Annotated in this window: 13 protein-coding genes; 1 reads left to right on the top strand and 12 read right to left on the bottom strand. The window is 67.7% G+C overall.

Going from position 1 to position 17,101, the window contains the following annotated elements; all coding sequences use genetic code 11:
* Positions 1-4 precede the first annotated feature (4 nt).
* A complete protein-coding gene (locus tag VT03_RS20245; RefSeq protein WP_082846380.1) occupies positions 5-1,099 on the bottom strand; it encodes an HAD family hydrolase in 1,095 nt (364 codons plus the stop codon).
* 129 nt (positions 1,100-1,228) lie between these two features.
* Between VT03_RS20245 and VT03_RS20240 the strand changes: the two genes are divergently transcribed.
* Complete coding sequence (locus VT03_RS20240) at positions 1,229-2,608, top strand: carbohydrate porin (RefSeq protein ID WP_075094666.1); 1,380 nt, start codon at positions 1,229-1,231, stop codon at positions 2,606-2,608.
* A 324-nt stretch (positions 2,609-2,932) separates the two neighbouring features.
* Here the strand turns inward: VT03_RS20240 and VT03_RS20235 are convergent, their stop codons facing one another.
* The 11 genes from VT03_RS20235 to VT03_RS20190 form a co-directional block, all read right to left on the bottom strand.
* Positions 2,933-5,224, bottom strand: a complete 2,292-nt coding sequence (locus VT03_RS20235; RefSeq protein ID WP_261340457.1) for a tetratricopeptide repeat protein — start codon at positions 5,222-5,224, stop codon at positions 2,933-2,935.
* A gap of 167 nt (positions 5,225-5,391) precedes the next feature.
* Positions 5,392-6,348 (bottom strand): YybH family protein, encoded by a 957-nt coding sequence (locus tag VT03_RS20230; RefSeq protein WP_075094665.1) that lies wholly within the window; start codon positions 6,346-6,348, stop codon positions 5,392-5,394.
* 287 nt (positions 6,349-6,635) lie between these two features.
* Positions 6,636-7,538: a RimK family alpha-L-glutamate ligase gene (locus VT03_RS20225; RefSeq protein ID WP_075094664.1), complete on the bottom strand. Its 903-nt coding sequence runs from the start codon at positions 7,536-7,538 to the stop codon at positions 6,636-6,638.
* A 217-nt stretch (positions 7,539-7,755) separates the two neighbouring features.
* Complete coding sequence (locus VT03_RS34290; protein ID WP_197489023.1) at positions 7,756-7,902, bottom strand: hypothetical protein; 147 nt, start codon at positions 7,900-7,902, stop codon at positions 7,756-7,758.
* A 512-nt stretch (positions 7,903-8,414) separates the two neighbouring features.
* Positions 8,415-9,011, bottom strand: coding sequence for a hypothetical protein (locus VT03_RS20220; RefSeq protein WP_075094663.1), 597 nt, complete (start codon positions 9,009-9,011; stop codon positions 8,415-8,417).
* 388 nt (positions 9,012-9,399) lie between these two features.
* Positions 9,400-10,542, bottom strand: a complete 1,143-nt coding sequence (locus VT03_RS20215; RefSeq protein WP_075094662.1) for a glycosyltransferase family 2 protein — start codon at positions 10,540-10,542, stop codon at positions 9,400-9,402.
* Between the two features lie 68 nt (positions 10,543-10,610).
* Positions 10,611-12,158 carry a hypothetical protein gene (locus VT03_RS20210; RefSeq protein WP_156514642.1) on the bottom strand — a complete coding sequence of 516 codons (1,548 nt, stop codon included), beginning with the start codon at positions 12,156-12,158 and terminating at the stop codon, positions 10,611-10,613.
* Positions 12,159-12,388: 230 nt separating this feature from the next.
* On the bottom strand, positions 12,389-13,291 hold the full coding sequence (gene nadC / locus VT03_RS20205) for a carboxylating nicotinate-nucleotide diphosphorylase (protein WP_075094660.1): 903 nt from the start codon (positions 13,289-13,291) through the stop codon (positions 12,389-12,391).
* Between the two features lie 190 nt (positions 13,292-13,481).
* Entirely contained in the window at positions 13,482-14,909 is a 1,428-nt protein-coding gene (locus tag VT03_RS20200; RefSeq protein WP_075094659.1) for a hypothetical protein, read from the bottom strand.
* A 206-nt stretch (positions 14,910-15,115) separates the two neighbouring features.
* Entirely contained in the window at positions 15,116-16,366 is a 1,251-nt protein-coding gene (locus VT03_RS20195) for a beta-ketoacyl-[acyl-carrier-protein] synthase family protein (RefSeq protein WP_075094658.1), read from the bottom strand.
* A 106-nt stretch (positions 16,367-16,472) separates the two neighbouring features.
* A complete protein-coding gene (locus VT03_RS20190; RefSeq protein WP_075094657.1) occupies positions 16,473-16,727 on the bottom strand; it encodes a hypothetical protein in 255 nt (84 codons plus the stop codon).
* Positions 16,728-17,101 lie beyond the last annotated feature (374 nt).

The raw sequence follows: 17,101 nt of genomic DNA, 5'->3' as shown, positions 1-17,101 counted from the left end.
CGCATCAGGGAGTCCGCTCGACCGCAGGGGGATAGATCGTTCGCCAGTCGGCTTTCATGCTCACGACGGTCCAGTGCTTCACGTTCGCCTCGTCGAGGGCCTTATCGAGCCGGCCGACGTGCGACTCGCGGTCGTAGGCCCATTCCCGCTCGGCGTCGTCGTGATGGACGATCAGGCCGAAGCGGAGGCCGCGGCCCGCCGTGACCCATTCCAGCATCTCGCGGTCGCCGTCGGAGTTGCCGAAGGCGGCGACCGGACGGCGGCCGATGAAGGTCTCGATCCCGACCGGCTTGCCGGCGTGGTCGTCGATCAGGCCGATCTCCGGCAGTTTGACCAGGACCGGCGTCCCGTCCCGGACTTCGTACTTGAGCTTGCCGTAGGAACCGATCACCTGCTCCGGCGGGATGCCGTAGGTGGCGAGTGTCCAGGGGCGCATGAACTCGATCCCGCCGCCGGAGACGACGTAGGTCTTGAAGCCCCGCGCCCGCAGATAGGCCAGGAGCTCCAGCATCGGCCGGTAGACCATCTCGGTGTAGCGGCGGCCGGTCTTCGGATGCCGGGCGGTTGCCAGCCAGTCGACGACCAGCTTCGAAAACTCCTCGGTCGTCATCCCGGTATGGGTCGCGGCCAGGAGCTCAAGCGCTCCCTTCTGGCCGGCGGCGGCGACTCCCTTCGGGTCTCCCCGGAGGACCGACGCGAACGGCTCCTGCTCTTTCCATTCAGGGTGCCGGTCAGCGAGAGCCCGGACGCGGGCCTCGATGAAGACCGCCTGCACGTAGATTGGCTGCTCGCACCACAGGGTCCCGTCGTTGTCGAAGACGGCAATCCGCTCGGCGGGCGGGACGAAGTCCGGGCTCCCCTGCCGCGTCGCGCGGTCCACGAACGACACGATCGCCGCTTTCGTCGCGGTGTCGTTCCACGACGACAACGGGTCGTCCACCTTGGGCTCCTGGGCCGCAAGCGGCGTCTCCCACGCGGCCCCCAGGACGAGCAGAAGCAGGGCGAGAACGCCTCCGCCGATCGAACGAAGGTCGGCCCCCTGCGGCAGTCTTCGCCGATGTGCCACCGCGGGGCCCCCCGCACAACTTGCCTGACGCATTCCGGTCACGGCCCGAGGGGAAAAGTTCGATGGTCCGCGTCGTGAGGGAGACGCGGGTGAAAGGTGCGGGCCGAAACCATTCGCAGGCTCATTTCTGCGCCGTAAGTTCCGCCGTGGCAGGGATGCCCCATGCAGCGCGCTCGCTTCGCTCCGCCGTTCGATCATCCGCTCGTCTCGACCCCGGCCCTCCGTCGCGCCGGCTTCGTGATCCTCGCGCTCGCCATCGGCGCCGGCCTGGCCGCGCGGGCGCAGGCGGACGACGACCTCTCGTGCGTCTTCACCGAAGGGGACGAGAGCTTCGCGCATGAGCTGTGTCCGATGTCGGACCTCTTCAGTCCGAAGCGGACGAATCTCCTCGGCGAGATGGGGGGCCTCCGCCCCGCCCTGGCCGAGCACGGCATGAAGTTCGACGCCACCTCGACCCTGATCTACCAGGGGGTCGCGAGCGGCGGTCGGAACCAGGAGTTCGTCTTTGGCGGCCGGAACGACTACTACCTCACGGCGGACGCCAGCAAGCTGGGGCTGTGGGAAGGCCTGATCGTCGATCTGCATGGCGAGACTCTCTACGGGGATGATGTCAACGGCTCAACGGGAGCGATCAGCCCGGTCAATACCGCGGCCCTGTTTCCCAAGCCGGGCGAGCATGTGACCTCGATCACGGGGCTCAAATTCACGCAGATCGTGAACGAGAACCTGATGGTCTTCGCCGGCAAGCTGAACATCGTGGACGGCTACATGCACCCCTTCGCCGCGGGCAAGGGGCAGACGCAGTTCATGAACACGTCGTTCACGCTGCCGCCGATCTTCGGCCGGACCGTCCCCTACTCGTCGCTTGGCGCGGGCTTCGCGATCCTCGACGGGAAGGAGCCGATCTTCAGCATGATCGTGATCGATCCGGTCAATCACCCGACGACGAGCGGGGTCGATGACGCCTTCTCGAACGGCGCCTCGCTGTTCGGGAACCTGAACATCCCGGTGAAGCTCCGGGATCTCCCGGGGCATCAGCAGATGTACTTCAGCTGGTCGAGCCGGACCGTGAACGCCCTCGACGACGCGGCGTACGTCATTACGCCGGACGGGCCGGCGGTTCTGTTCCCGCAGAAGAGCAGTTCGTGGTCGCTGATGTATGCGTTCGACCAGTACCTGTTCGTCGATCCGGAGAATCCGCAGCGGGGCTGGGGTGTCTTCGGCCAGTTCGCCCTGTCGGACGGCAATCCGAATCCGATCCGTTATACGGCGACGGTGGGTGTGGGGGGGTCGAGCCCGCTCAAGTCCCGGCCGGCCGATACGTTTGGGATCGGGTACTACTTCATGGAGACGAGCAGCGACCTGCAGCGGACCCTGGCTCCCTTCGTGCCCCTGACGAACGAGCAGGGGGTGGAGCTGTATTACAACATTGCTGTGACGCCGTGGTTCCACATCACACCTGATCTGCAGGTGGTCAATCCGACGCGTCAGGCGGTGGATACTGCGCTGGTGCTCGGCTTGCGGACGCAGATTACATACTGAGTCGCGTCCTTGCCGGACGGACTCCGATCGCTCAAACCCAACGTGCCACGGCAGCCGGGGTCAAGGGGGTCTCACCCCCTTGCCGCCGGAGGCCTCTTCCATGAGGAACCGTGGGACACAACGGATGTCCCCTTTGTGGCACCGGCGTTGAGGACTCACCACTCGTCCTGGAATCCCTGCGGGTTGATATAGGGACATCCGACACGTTGTCCGCGCTTGGACACGCACTCCTTCAGACATCTCTCGACGGCCAGGCCTCCGGCGGGCAAAGGGGCGTTGCCCCTCTGCACTCCCCACCAGGGTGCCCCTGGACCCGGTTGGGGCTTACTTCGTGAACGTCAGCGCCTTCGCATTGCCCACCGGCGTGAAGCTCAACGTGCTGTCGTTCTTCAACGCAATCGTGCTGATCATCGTGCCGCCACTGTCCGGCTGCATCACCAGGTTCGTCCCCCGCACAATATAGGCCCCCGAAACCGCCTGCGGCTGACCATCCCGCGTGAACGTCCACGTGAACACGTCCTTGTCACCCAGGTGAAGCTTGAACGCACCCCCGGAATCATCCTTCGCCGTCCAGTCCCCTTCCAGCTTCTCCATCGGGAAAGCGGGCTTCTCCAGATCCGGAGCCTTCGCCTCCGCCGTGGCGGCCGGCTGATCCGGAGCCGGGCTGTACATCTTCACCAGCTCCGCCGCCAGCTCATCCTTCGGCTGCAGCCGGACCACTTCCTTCAGCATCACCACCGCGGCGTCCTTGTGGTCGCACGTGATGTAGTGATACGCCAGCAGGAACCGCAGATCCGCCGCATCAGGACTGGCCTTCGCCGCATCCTCCAGAGCCCGGAGCTGGGCCGTGTACGTGTCCTGGTTCTGGTACAGGCTGATCATCGTCGTCCAGTCCCACCCCGGCCCGGCGGCCAGGACGGAATGAATCGTCGCCGCTGAGTCGCGGTACTGGCCGAGCGCGAACAGGCACAGGCTGCGGAACTCGTTGATCGCCGCATCCCGCGGCGCCTTGACCAGGGCGTCGTTCGTCCTCTTGAGGGCGTCCTGATAGTCCCCGTTGTAGAACGAGACCCGGGCCAGGTTGAATGCCTCGGTCAGCGGATCTTCCCCCTGCTGTCCGGGACCCGCCGCGGCGTCGGCGGCGGCGTTGTCAGCGGCCTGCTGATCGTACGACGGATCGCCGACGACCGGCTCCGTGTAGGTCACAACCGGCTGGTTGTTGACGTACACCGGCCCATCGCAATACGGGTTCCAGTAAGTTCCGACCCCAAAGGCCCAGGCAACGGAATTGAGTCCCCACATCGTGCAGCCGAAGCCCATGGCGACCGGGTACTGATCCCACAGGTAGTTCCAGCGGCCGTTCCCCCACGCGGGAGCGTAGCCGTTGTACCAGCCCCCCCAGTTGCGGGACCAATGGCCGGCCGGTCCGGCGTAGCCTGCGTACCCGAAGGCGCCGTTCGGTCCGATCGCGCCGCCATGTCCCCACACCGCGCCGTTCGGTCCGATGCCGGTCGTCCGGCCGTAAGCTCCGTTGGGACCGATCCCGGTCGAGTGCCCCCAGTGCCCGCCGTTGGGGCCCGAGACGCCGGTGTGTCCCCAGTAGCCGTTCGGTCCCCAGAAGCCGATGTGATTGACATCGCCGCCGTTGGGGCCTTCCCAGTTCTGATGATGCCAGCCGCTGTCCCCCCAGTGCTGGTCCATGTTGTCAAAGCGGTTGGCCAGATCCTGGTGCCGGTCGGAGATCGAGCCTGGATTCTGGGCGTTCCACCGCTCCCCGGCCCCACCCTGACCGGGACGGGTCCCGCCCCCTCCGATCCCCGGCAGCCGCTCGCCCGCACCCCCCTGACCAGGCCGGACACCGCCGCCGCCAATTCCAGGCAGCCGCTCGCCCGCTCCTCCCTGGCCGGGCCGGACGCCACCGCCGCCGAGTCCGGGCAGGTTGGCAGTCCCCCCTCCGCCCGCTCCCGGACGGAGTCCTTCGCCCCCACCGCCGAGGCCGGGACGGTTCCCCGGGCTCAGGTCCCCGCGATTGATTCCGCCTCCCGGCTGGATCTGCGGGCGATCGCCAATGCCGAACCGTCCGCCGTCGCCGCCGAGACCGATGCCGCCCCCTCCCGGAGGATGCACGACGTTCGGCCGGTTCATCCCACCACCGCCGCCGAACTCACCCCCGGGCCGATTGAATCCCCCGCCTCCAATGCCGCCGCCTCCACCACCCGGAAGCCCTATCCCCGACGGCATCCCCGGACGGACCTGCGGCGCGGGACGGAACCCGCTCCCCGACAGACCTCCCCCGCCGAAGTTCCCGCCGCCAAAGTTACCACCACCAAAGTTCCCTCCGCCGCCGCGGTAGCCCCCTCCGCCAAAGTTCCCACCCCCGCCCCCGCCGAAGCCGCCGCCACCAAAGCCGCCGGACGGCATCCCGCCGCGGAAGCCGCCGCCTCCCATCCCGCCCCCGCCGAATCCACCGCCGCCAAAGCCCCCTCCGCCTCCGCGGAAGCCACCCCCACCGCCGCCAAATCCGCCGCCGCCGAAGCCGCGACCGAAGGCCGGTCCCGTTGCCATCATCATCGCCAGCACGCCGGCCAGCCCCGAACGCCAGAGGGATCGCTTCATGGGAATCTGCTCCTCGCCCGCCTGTGTTGGATTGCGGATCCGGGACGCGTCGTCCCCGGACCGGATGTCTGTTGAGTTGGCGTCCGAGCCGCTCTGTTCGCGCTGTCGCGTCCGTCCTGTTACGCGGTCCCCCAAGGCGCCCGACTCACGCCGGGCGTCTGTCGTTGTTACTTCGTCGCAGCCGCCTGCGCCGCCGGTCGCTTGGCGGGGGTCCCTGCCGCCGGAGGCTTGCGGACCACCCGATGCGCGTCGGCCGGGAGGGCCACACCGCCGCGGGAGCGATGCTCCTGCGTCACGAGCAGGGCGTCGTTGCCGTCGCGCTGATAAGTGAGGGTCGCGGCGACCGCGTTCCCGTCGTCGTCCGTCCCGTTGACCCGCACGGCCCAGGTCCCCTGTTCGTTCTGTTCCCACCAGCCCTCGGCCGCGCCGCCGTTCGATTCAAAGACCCAGGACCGGAACTGCCGCCGTCCCGCGTCCCAGCCGACCCGGTGCGTCCCCTTCATGAGAACGTTGGACGCATGCCGCGCGGCAAACTCGCTGATGAGGAAGTTCCCGTCCTCGGACCACTTCCACGTCGTCTCGACGACATGTCCGTCGATCTCTTCCCGCCACTCGCCGACAAGCCACGCCAGGTCCATCAGCCGGGCATGCGGCGTCAGGATCGCGGGCTCCAGTTCCCGCACGCTCGCGATCCGCCACGTCCCGTCCTTCTGGCGCACGTGCGTGGCGGAGTACCGCGTCATGGAGGACGGGCCGGGCTCCTTGGGGGTGAACTCCGACACCCCGTCTTCGACAAGGACCCCATCGGCCACGGGACGGATCGAAAGGATCTCGATGCTCACCGTTCCCGGCGGCTCGACGGCAAAGGAGGACTCCATCTCGGCCTGGATCGCCTCGCGGCCGTGGAACACCGTCCCACCCGATCCGACGTACTCCGCCTCGGGCGTAAAGAGGGCCACGAGCGCCTTGGCATCGCGGGCCGCGAAGGCCTTCTCATAAGCCTCGGCCGAGGCGACCACCGCCGACTGCAGGGCGGTCGAGTCCGGCTCAGCGGCAACCGCGAGTGAACAGGCGGCGAAGATCAGACTGGCGACGACCAGTCCGCAGAAAGAGAGGCGCGGCATCAGAACCTCGGTGTCGAGAACAAGACACGGGCGAGAGGGGCTTCGACTCTGACTATATCGCTCGCCAACGAGACTGCTAGCGTCAAACGACATGAGGATTTGGCGAGGATCACATGAGTGATCTCCGCAACGGAGACTGTTGCGTTTCGCACACATCTTCAGTGCCGGCCCCGAGAAGGAAGCCGCAGTTTGACACAGATCCGCGGGGACCGGACCGTGCGGGGGCGAAGCCATCGCGGTGCGGGACGTGTCTCGCGCATCCCATCAGAGGATCCGGCGATGTTCCCTCACCGGGAGGGAACTCCGTCCCATCGTTCCACCGCCTCCGCCAGACGGTCCGCTCCGGCGGGATGGAGCCGGAAGAACAGCTCCGGCTCGATCAACTCCGCTTCCATCAGGCACAGCCCTCCGTCCGGATGCCGCACGAGGTCGATCCGCGCGTAGACGGGAGCGACAGGGCAGGCGGCCACGACCCGCTCGGCAAAGGCCCTCTCGGCCTCGGTCGGCGAATGCGGCTCGACCCGCCCGCCGAAGTGGTCCTGGACGCGAAAGTCTCCCGCGCGGCCGATCTTCCTCACCGCGTGTGAGGCGCGTCCGCCGAGCAGCACCACCGAGACCTCTCCGGCGGCGAGAACGTCGGGAAGGAACTCCTGAACGACGACCGCCTCGCGCCGCATCAGTTCGGCGAAGGTCCGCCCCGCCTCCGGAAGAGCGTCGCGATGGACGCGGTGCGTGTCCCGCGCTCCGAGCGAGACCGCCGGCTTGAAGACCAGCTCCTCCTGCCGCAGCTCCTCGAAGAGGGTGGCCAGGGACAGGTCGCTCCCCGCCGGCACGACACGGGTCCGCGGGATCCGGATCCCGGCGCGTTCCAGTTCGAGCAGGTACCGCTTGTCGGAGTTCCAGAGGATCAGCTCGGCCGGGTTCAGGAGCCGGGTCACGGCGGCGGTCCGCTGGAGCCAGCTTCGGAACTCCGGCAGCCGGTGAATGTAGTCCCATGTCGACTGAACAAGGGCCACGCTGGCCTGCGACCAGTCAAAGGCCCGGTTCGACCAGGCAACCCGCCGGACCCGCGCGCCGCGGCGCTCGAACGCCGCGCTGAGAAGCCCCTCTTCGACAAAGACCTGCTTTCCCTGGGGATCGGCCCGGGGATCTTCGAAGCGATCCTCCGTGACCAGGACGATGTCGTTCATTCGTTCGTCGGCTCGAAGCGGCAGAGAGAGGAAGCGGGAGCCCGGAGAGTATCGCCGCCGCGGGGAGCTGTCAGCCGCTCAAGAGAGTCCGCCGAGGGGAGCACTTGTTGAGTGCGCGCAAAAACGCGGTGCCGTTCCTGATTGCTTCCCGAAGGACTCCAACATCAGGTGACGGCACCGCGGTTGTATGACCACGATTGAACGACGTGGCGCTCGATCAGAAGTCGCATCCTCGGAAGACGAGGAGCAACAGAATGATCGGCAGCGGCAGGCCGAGGAGCCAACCGACGAGGGCGTACTTGATCTTCCCGCTGCGGCTGAGGTCGAGCGGCTGTTCTTCGGTCTGTCGCTGGGGCGCTTTCATGACGAGGGCTCCGGGTTGTTCCAAGGTGTTCAGGACTCTCTGCGACGCGTCGTCGTTGGATTGAATCCGGAGTCATGCACGTGGTGTGCCGAAGCATCACGGCGACTTTCGCCTGGAAAAAAGCAGGCCCGCAAGGACCACCGGGCGTTACGTGCCCTGCCCCTCATGGCGATCAATGACCGATGGCGAACCGCCTGGAGAGAATGCCGGACGGCCGCGATCCGCCGGTGGCGAGCGATCTGTTTTGCGATAAAGCCCTGAACCGCCAGAGAGCCTCATCCCCAGGACGGTCTCACCGCTGGAGGAAGCTCGATCGGCAGAGACCGCGACCCCGCGGCGCTGGTCTCGGGCGGGACTCTCTCCCGCCGACTGGCCTGGTCGGGATGGGAACGCCGCCGTCGGAACGAGCGCGTGGTTCGCGAGGAAAGCGGTCACGTTCTCCGGACCGGGTCACACACGGGAGACGTCGGTCGTTCGCTCCAGAAGCGGGGAGCGATTCAAGCGGTCGGACGTTACTCCAGCCGGAGCTGGATCTCGAACTCTTCGACTTCGCTGTTCTTCCGTTCCACGTCCCCGTCGAAACCGCTCGGAAGCGCGTCGATCGGGCGCGAGTGAAGCTTGGTCTGGCCAACCGTCTGCAGTCGGAGCGTGCCGACCGTCGGGACGTTCGGAGTGTTCTCGGCGAGGTTGATCGGCTCCTCCTCGAGCGACAGGCTGTCCCCGATGTCTTCGAGGGCCAGGGCGATCGCCGGTTCCGGCTGGCCGATCTTCTCCCGCAGGACCGGGACCGTCGCGTCCTTGGCGGACTGGAGCTTGCGGTTCGTCCAGTCGGCCGCCATGGCAACATAGCGCTGCCCCTGGCGATAGGTCGGCCCCATGGCAACGGACCAGCGGCGGTTGGCGGAGTCGTTCAGGACGATGATCGCGGCGAACAGGGCGAAGCCGACGATGCACAGGTCCATGGCCTGGCGGCGCAGGCCGAGCCGGCTCGGACGCTCCGTCGGGTCGACAGTCGCGACCGGCGCGGCGGGCGAAACAGGCGGGGCAGGCGGCTTCGCTTGCGACGGACGGGTCGGGCGGGAGCCGAGGTATCGCTCGAGGCGGTCCATGGGTGTTTCTCAAACGCAACAGAATCGGACATTCGAACGTAGGTCGAGGGGGGACGGTGTCAAACGGAATTGGGGATTTCGCGGGAGTTCCGTTTGACTCGGAAGTATGCCCCATCGATTAGGGCGCGCGAGAGGAACACGGGTGGGCGACGGGTGTTCACGGCGCGAGCGGTGTCGCTGGGGAACCGGCGTTGAGGGCTCTCTCAAATCGGACCGCTCGCCCTGGAATCCCAGCGGGTCGGTGAGGAGCATCCGGCACGTTGTCCGCGCCTGGACACTCACTCCTTCAGATATCTCTCGACGGCCAGGCCTCCGGCGGGCAAGAGGGCCAAGAAAACAACACGGGCCCCCCTGCACCCCCTGACCAGGGTGCCCCTGGACCCGGCTATTAAGTTGTCTTCTGCCAGGTTGCCTGGAAACGTCCTCGCACCGCATCCCACAAGGCCGCGACCGTCGTCGTGTTGAGCGACACAAACATCAGACACGCCCCGCACAACCGCGACCGCATCCCCGCCCGCTGCAACAGATAACCAACCCCCGCCAGCCCATAGAACGCCAGCTGAGCCGCAAACAACCCGCGATACATCCACCGGTCCAGCAACATCGCATTGGCCACCAGCACCAGAACGAGCAGCACCGGCGACAACAACCGCCCGATCTTGTGCGAACAGAACTCCCACCAGATCGGATTCTTCCACGGCAACAACCACCGCGGCTGATTCAACACAAGCTGCGCCGCCCCCGCGATCGTCCGCCGCTTCCGTACCGCCTCCTGCCCCGCCTCCTGACTCGGACGGTCCCACGCAATCGCCCCCGGCTCAAACAGACAGCGAGTCCCCTGCTCCACCGCCTGCATCGGAATCACGACGTCATCGAGAAGCGTGTTCGGAGGAATCGGCCGGAACAACGACTTCCGCAACGCGTACAGCGCCCCGGTCGCCCCCGGCACCGAACGGAACCGGCTCTCCGCCTTGCGGATCAGCTTTTCGTAGACCCAGTACAGGCCAATTCCCCGCGCCGCCGTGCTGTCCGTGCTCGAGGTCTCGAACACGAGCTCCCCCGAGACGACGCCGACCCGCGGATCCGCGAAGTTCTCGGTCAGCTTCGCGATCGCTTCCGAATCGAGGCGCTGCCGGGCATCGGTCAGGATCACGACCTCCGACGCGGCCAGGGGAATGACGTCGTTGAGCGTGGCGGGCTTTCCCCGCCGCTGATCGAAGTGGACGACCCGCACCCGCGGATCGGGATGAGCGCTGAGCCGCGCCACCGTGTCATCGGTCGAGCCGTCGGAGCCGATCAGGATCTGCGCGATCTGATCCGAGCCCCGCGTCGCCAGGATGCTGTCGATCTTGGCCGGCCAGCGATGAGCCTCGTTGTGTCCGACCGCAATCACCGTAACGGACTCCGACCACGGAGCCTTGGCGGCCCGGAAAGGACGAAGCCGGCCGAGAACCAGCAGCAGCGCCGGATACCCCGCAAAGAGGTAAACGACTCCCGCCAGACTCCCCCAGTAGAGCGATTCCCACAACATCGAAGCGGTTCCGCAGGCAGGAACGGACCGGGAGACCCCGGCCGTCTGAAGTCGGATGGGTGAAAAGGTCAGCGGAGCGTCGGCGTCCGGGAGGCCGAGCGTTCGCGAATCTCGGTCCGCTCGATCACGAGCTCTTCCACATTGGGAGACCGGAGGCGGCCGTCCGATGTCCAGCCGTCATGCTCCACGTGGCACTGCAGGACCGGCCGAACCCAGACCCCGCCGTAAGGACAGGGGGTGGCCGGGCTCTTGGTGCGGATCTTGGCCAGCACCTTGCGGAGCTCGGCGAGATCGCGATTGGTCAGCGAGTCGAGCGGCAGCTTGGCGGCGAACCGCAGCTTTCCGTCCTTGAGCGGGACCGCGACAAGGAGCGAGCGGACTTCGCCCGAGGCGTTCGCGGTGTAGCCGATGATCAGGCACCGCTGCCCCGTCGGTTCATCGTCCGCGGGGTTCTGCTCATCCCCGGACTCTCCATCCTTTCCTTCAGCGGCATCCCCTGCTCCCTTGGCCGCCTCTTCGGCGTTCTTGGCCGCGTCCCCGGCCTTCTTGAGCGCGTCTTCGGTCTTACCCTCTTCCGCGCCGCTGTCCTTCATATCGACCGGGACTTCGGAGACGAGATCCTCCATCAGTTCGTCGATGTCCTTCTCGCTCTTCTCCTTCTTGACCTTGAACTTCATCTTCGGCTTCTCTTCCTCGGGAGCCAGCGTCTTGCCGATCTCGCCGATGAACTCGCCGAACGACATCTCGCCGGGCTTCTTCTCCCCCCCCTTCGCTTTGTCCTTGCTCTCCTTGGGAAGCACGTTGAGCGCCTCGGCCTTGCGGACCTCGGCCATGTAGTCCTGGAACGCCTTCAAGAGGACCGGCCAGTGGAGCCCCATGAACAGACCGGCGCCGAGCGCCGCCGTCCAGCCCCAGGCCGCGCAGAAGAAGACCGGCCGCGTCTGCGGCAACAGCTTGATCGGCCCCCTCCAGATGGCGAGCGGCGAGGTGACGATCGCATAGAACTTGTATTGCTCGTGCGTCTTCATCGCATAGATGAAGGCGCGGACCTGCGAAGAGATCCCCAGCAGCAGGCCGATGCCGAGCTGGACCGCCGCGGCGGCTCCGCGGTGCAGCGGGTCCTTCAGGACGAGCGGCATGGAAGCGCTGACGATCATGATCCCGGCCATCCCGCCGAGCAGAGCCCAGATCCATCCGGGGATGAGCGACCACAGCGTCGGGGGGAGCGCGTCTTCCGGGTCGGCCGCCTCAATCGCGTCTCCCTGACGTCCGACGCGCGGGAAGTAGCCGCACTCGGGACACCAGGATCCCATCCCCCACGAGCCGGTGAAGCCGCAAGAGGGACAGCCCTCCGTCTTGGCCTCGGGATCCTGAGCTCCCGCGGCTCCGGACCGGGCGGCCTTCTCCGGAGGAGCGTCGCCGGGAGCGGGAACGGGAGGCGCCGGGGGCGGGGGCGCCTCGACCACCGCCGCGCGGGGCGGAGGGGCCGTTTCCTCTCCGTTCAGAAGCAGGAGGAGTTCCTCCTGAACCTGCGTGAGGGTGCCGTCGCCGGGCGGAACTTCCCCCGGGGCGGAAGAAGCAGCAGGGGCCGGAGCGGGATGGGTCAATCGACTCATGACGGATCGGTGCGGAAGGGGGCGCCATTGTCCGTCTCAACCCTAGTTCACATTTTGCAACATGCCTGAAGAATGTCCGGCCGCCGGAGAAGACCGGTTATGGCGGTTGGGAGGATCGAAAGCGAAGTTCTGCGAGTCCGGCCTGAAGGGCCATCCGTTCTTCCAGCCAGGCCTGATGGCCCTGGCCAGGGGAATCGCTGGCCCGTTGGGCCGGAGCGACTGACCACCGCTCACCCGTCGCGGCGGATCCAGTCGAAGCCGAGGTCGAGGGCCGGGGCGGAATGCGTGAGGCCGCCGACACTGATGCGGTCGACCCCCGTGGCGGCAATCGCGCCGATCGTCGAGAGGTTAACTCCCCCCGAGGCCTCGAGCCGGACGTCCGGAGCGGAGCGGTCCCGCAGCCGGACCGCTTCGCGGAGCTGGTCCGGCGGCATGTTGTCGAGGAGCACGATGTCGGGCCGTGCCGGGAGGACATCGGCGAGCTGGTCCAGGGAATCGACCTCCGTCTCGATCGGGAGGCCCGGCGGATTGACCTTCCGGACATGCTCGACGGCGGCGGCGATCGTCGGCCGCTCGGGGCCGGCGGACCAGGCGCCGAGGTGGTTGTCCTTGATGAGGACGCCGTCGTAGAGCCCCATGCGGTGGTTCGTTCCTCCGCCGCAGGCGACCGCGTACTTGGCGAGATGCCGCCAGCCGGGGAGAGTCTTCCGCGTGTCGAGCACCTGGGCCCGCGTGCCGGCACAGGCGTCGACGAACCGCCGCGTGAGGGTCGCGATCCCGCTCAGGTGCGTCAGGAAGTTGAGGGCGGTCCGCTCGGCGGTCAGGAGCGAGGCGATCGGGCCGGTCGTTTCGAGGACGACCGTCCCGCGGTCGAGGCGTTGTCCGTCGGCCACGAAGCGGGTGACGCGGCTGGTCGGATCGACGGTCAGGAAGACGCGTTCGGCGATGGGGCCGCCGGAAAGCATTCCCGGTGAGCGGGCCACGACCTGGATTGTCCCCTGCCAGCGCGGATCGATGAGCGAACGGGACGTGAGATCACCCGCCGTCGAAAGATCCTCGGCGAGGGCCAGTTTCAGGAGGGTCTCGGCGGTCGCCTCTGCGGAGTCGGTGAAGGCGGGGGAAACGGAGGGCATCGGGAGATCCACAGGAACGGAGGCGTTCATTGTGGCAGGCGAGGCGGGCAGGGGTGAAGTCGAGGAGGGGTCATTGGCGACGTCGTTCGCAAGATCGCGGAGGTTAAGCGGCACGAATCAAAAAAAGCGACGCCCCTCGCTCGTGGTGGAGCGAAGGGCGTCGCGTCAGCGATCGCTGTCTGCCGTAGGCCTAGCGTCCACCCGGTGCCGCGGCTCCGCCGGGAGCGACGGCTCCGCCAGGCGCTGCCGCTCCGCCCGGAGCGGCGGGTCCGCCGGGGACGGTCGGGGCACTCGGAACGGCCGGTGTGCCGGGCACCGCCGGATTCACGCCCGGTGCCGGAGTGACCCCTCCGGGATTTGTGCCGGGCTGCGGCAGGTTACCGCCGGGGTTCGTTCCGGGTTGAGGCAGGTTGCCACCAGGATTCGTACCCGGCTGCGGCAGGTTACCGCCCGGGTTCGTGCCGGGCTGCGGCAGGTTACCGCCGGGATTCGTCCCGGGCTGAGTTCCTGGCCGCGTTCCCGGCCGGGCTCCGGGAATCCTCGGAATATCGTTGGACGGGCGTGACGGGTTCGCCCCAGGAAAAGCGCCGGTGTTCGGATTTGCACCAGGACGGACACCGCCGGTGTCAGGATTCGCACCAGGTCGAACACCGCCGGTGTCAGGATTCGCACCGGGACGGACACCGCCGGTGTCGGGATTCGCGCCCGGCCGAACGCCCCCGGTCGTGGGGTTCGCGCCGGGCTGCGTCGAGTTGGTGCCCGGATCCATCGGGACGGTGCCGTCGCTGCCGACCGTGGTCCCGGTGTTGATGCCGGTATTGATCCCGTTCAGGCCGATGCCGAGGCCGACGCCGTCGACCCCCGTTCCGAACGTCGGTCCGAACTGGGTGTTGGCGTAGGTGCCGATCCCGAAGTCATACGGCGTCCCGGTCATCTGCGAGTACGTCGCCCGCTGCTCGGGCGTCAGCACGGAATTGATGTTCTGCATCGTCTCCGCCCGAGCGGCGCTGAACTGCCGTGCGGCCACCTCGGGATTCGACTGGTACGTCTGGAGCAGGCGGTTGCCCTTCTGTCCCCAGTTCCGTCCGTACTGATCGATCCGCAGCATCTGTTCGTCGTTCAGCCGGAGCTGTTCCCGAAGCGACTGCTGGCCGAAAGCGCCCGGCCCCTGGTACTGCAGCGAGAGCTGGTCGTACCGATCACGCTGCGTCGGAGTGTTGAAGATGTCCTTGGTCGTCGTCGTCAGGTTGTTGTTGAACGTGTTGTTCAGACGCTGGAGCTGCTCCTGACGGGTCGGGGAGTCGGCGTCTCCCTCCTTCAGGCCGGCCATCGACTCGTTGTAACGCGTCCACGTGTCCGTATAGCTGCGGTTGAGACGTTCGAACTGCTCGGGGCTCAGTCCGAGCTCCTTCCGCACGCCATCGTCGTTGAACCAGGCGCTGCCCGCCTCACCCCGGAAGTTCGCCGTTCTCTGGATGTTGTTGGAAAGACGCGAGGCCGGGTTGGCGACCGGTGCGGAGGCGGAGCCGGGATTCGGCGTGCCGGCCTGGCCGAAGGCGACGCTCCAGCAGCCGGCCAGCATTGTCGCCTGCGCAAAATAGTAAGTGGACCGTTTCATGACTTTGTCTCCTGGCAGGAAAACACCGGCACCGCCTCACGGGGGCCGCGCAGGCATCGTGAACTGTGAACTCTTGGGAAGTGCACAAACGCAACCGACATGCCGGTGCAGAAACAGGCCCGAAATGAGGTCTTTGGAGAGTTCTTGTGGGGGGACGGCGAGCTTTGCTGCGCCGCGGCAGGCCAGCCTGTCGGCCCGGAAGACGGTCAGGGACGCCGGAAGCGGATCGCGCAGACGTGGCCGCCGAAACCGAGCGACAGCTTGAGAGCGGACCGGAGCGGCCGGCGGAGCGGCTGCGGCGACAGGTTCGTGAAACCGCACTCCTCATCCAGGACGTTCAGGTTGGCCGTGGGTGGCACGATCTGATCCCGCAGGGCCAGGATCGCGGCCGCGGTTTCGACGCTCCCGGCCCCTCCGAGCAGATGGCCGATCGCCCCCTTGAGACTGAAGCCGGCGGCGGACGCAGCCGAGTCGCCGAGGGCCGCCCGCAGCCCGCGGCCCTCGCTGCTGTCGTTCTCGCGGGTGGCGGTGCCGTGGAGGCTGATGAGATCGACGGGCATCGCGGTCGTCCCGGCTTCGGCCGCGGCGGGCCGGCGGAGGTTCAGTCGCGCGATGGCGTCGCGGACGGTATGGCCCGTCGCCTCGAGCGAGAGCATGCCGGCGGTGTCGCTGACGAGGATCCCGCCGTCCCAGGCGGCCAGGGGCGCCCCGCCGCGGGACTGTGCGGCGGAGCGGCGTTCGAGAACCAGGGCGGCCGCTCCCTCGCCGACGAGGAAGCCGCTCCGGTCGCGGTCGAACGGCCGGACCGCCGTCGCGGGGTCCTCAGCGATCCGGGCCGTCACGCCCATGCGGCGATAAGACGCGAGGAGGCCGGGATGGAGCGCGGCGTCCGCACTTCCGACGATGACTGCGTCGCACCGCCCCTGTTCGATCCACTGCGCCCCCATGAGGATCGCCAGACTCCCGGTGGCGCAGGCCGCGACCGGGCAGGTCGCGGGGCCGCCGAGCCGCAGCCGCTGGAGGATGGCGTCGAGCGGGGCTGAGGGGGCGAGACTCCAGAGGGAGTCGTCGCGCGAGGGGGCTCCGCTTTCCGAGGACGCGAAGCCGGGAGCGAGTGAGTCAAAACTCCCCTTGGAGGCGCCGAAGACGCAGCCGATCCGCCGCCGCTCGGGTTCGGCGAGGTCGGAGGGTTGGTACCGGGCGTGGTGTAGCGCCTCCTCAACGACGGCCACGGCCATCGTGGCCGCGACGGCGCGGTGCGGGCGTTCGGCCGCGGGAGCGCCGGCCCACTGGCCTCGCGCGGCGGGGCCCCATTCGGGGAAGTCGCGGGAGGAGTCGAGCCAGCGGATGGCGGAGCGGCCGGTCAGGAGGGCGTCCCAGCTCGCTTCGCGGGTGGCGGCGAGCGGGGTCCAGAGGCCCAGGCCGCTGACGACAATCGGGTCGGATTCGCTGCTCACGTGGTCGCAACCCGCTCAATCGATCCGCCGACCCCGGTGGCTCCTTCTCCGGACGAAGACATCGGACACAGGACTTTCGCTACGCCTCCGCGGATCACGGACGTGTTCAATTGCGGTGGCTCGAGCGGCAGACGACGAAGAGGGCGGCGCCGACCATGATGGCCACGATGCCCCAGTCGAGGATCGAGACCGGTTTCACAGCTCCGGGGTCGACCGCAGGGGCGGCCGGAACGGTGCCGGGGGCAGGTGCGGGGGCCTGGGCCGCGGCGGTGCCGGCGAAGCTGGCCAGGACCAGCCCCGTCAGGATTCCCTTGCGCACGGTGGCGGCGGGAGAGGCGGGACGGGGGGGATGGGAAGGCATGGACAGGCGGACTCCACGGGCGGCGAGGAAACGGAACGATGGCGATCGACGCCATTCCGCGAGCCGCGCCCGCTGTCACGATACCGCGAGTCCAGACAAACCGCGAATGACCCGGGTCCAGGGGCACCCTGGTGGGGAGTGCAGAGGGGCAACGCCCCTTTGCCCGCCGGAGGCCTGGCCGTCGAGAGATATCTGAAGGATGGCGTATCCAAACGCGGACCACGTGCCGGATGCCCCCTGACCAACCCGCGGCGATTGCAAGGCGTGCGAGGACCTCTCAACGCCGGTCCCACAAAGCGGACGCACGTTGTTGACCACGGTTCCTCATGGAAGAGGCCTCCGGCGGCAAGGGGGTGAGACCCCCTTGACCCCGG

This window comes from Planctomyces sp. SH-PL14, assembly GCF_001610835.1.
Taxonomy (GTDB): domain Bacteria; phylum Planctomycetota; class Planctomycetia; order Planctomycetales; family Planctomycetaceae; genus Planctomyces_A.
The sequence above is the reverse complement of the archived record's forward strand: the minus strand, read 5'-3'. Positions and strand labels throughout refer to the sequence as shown.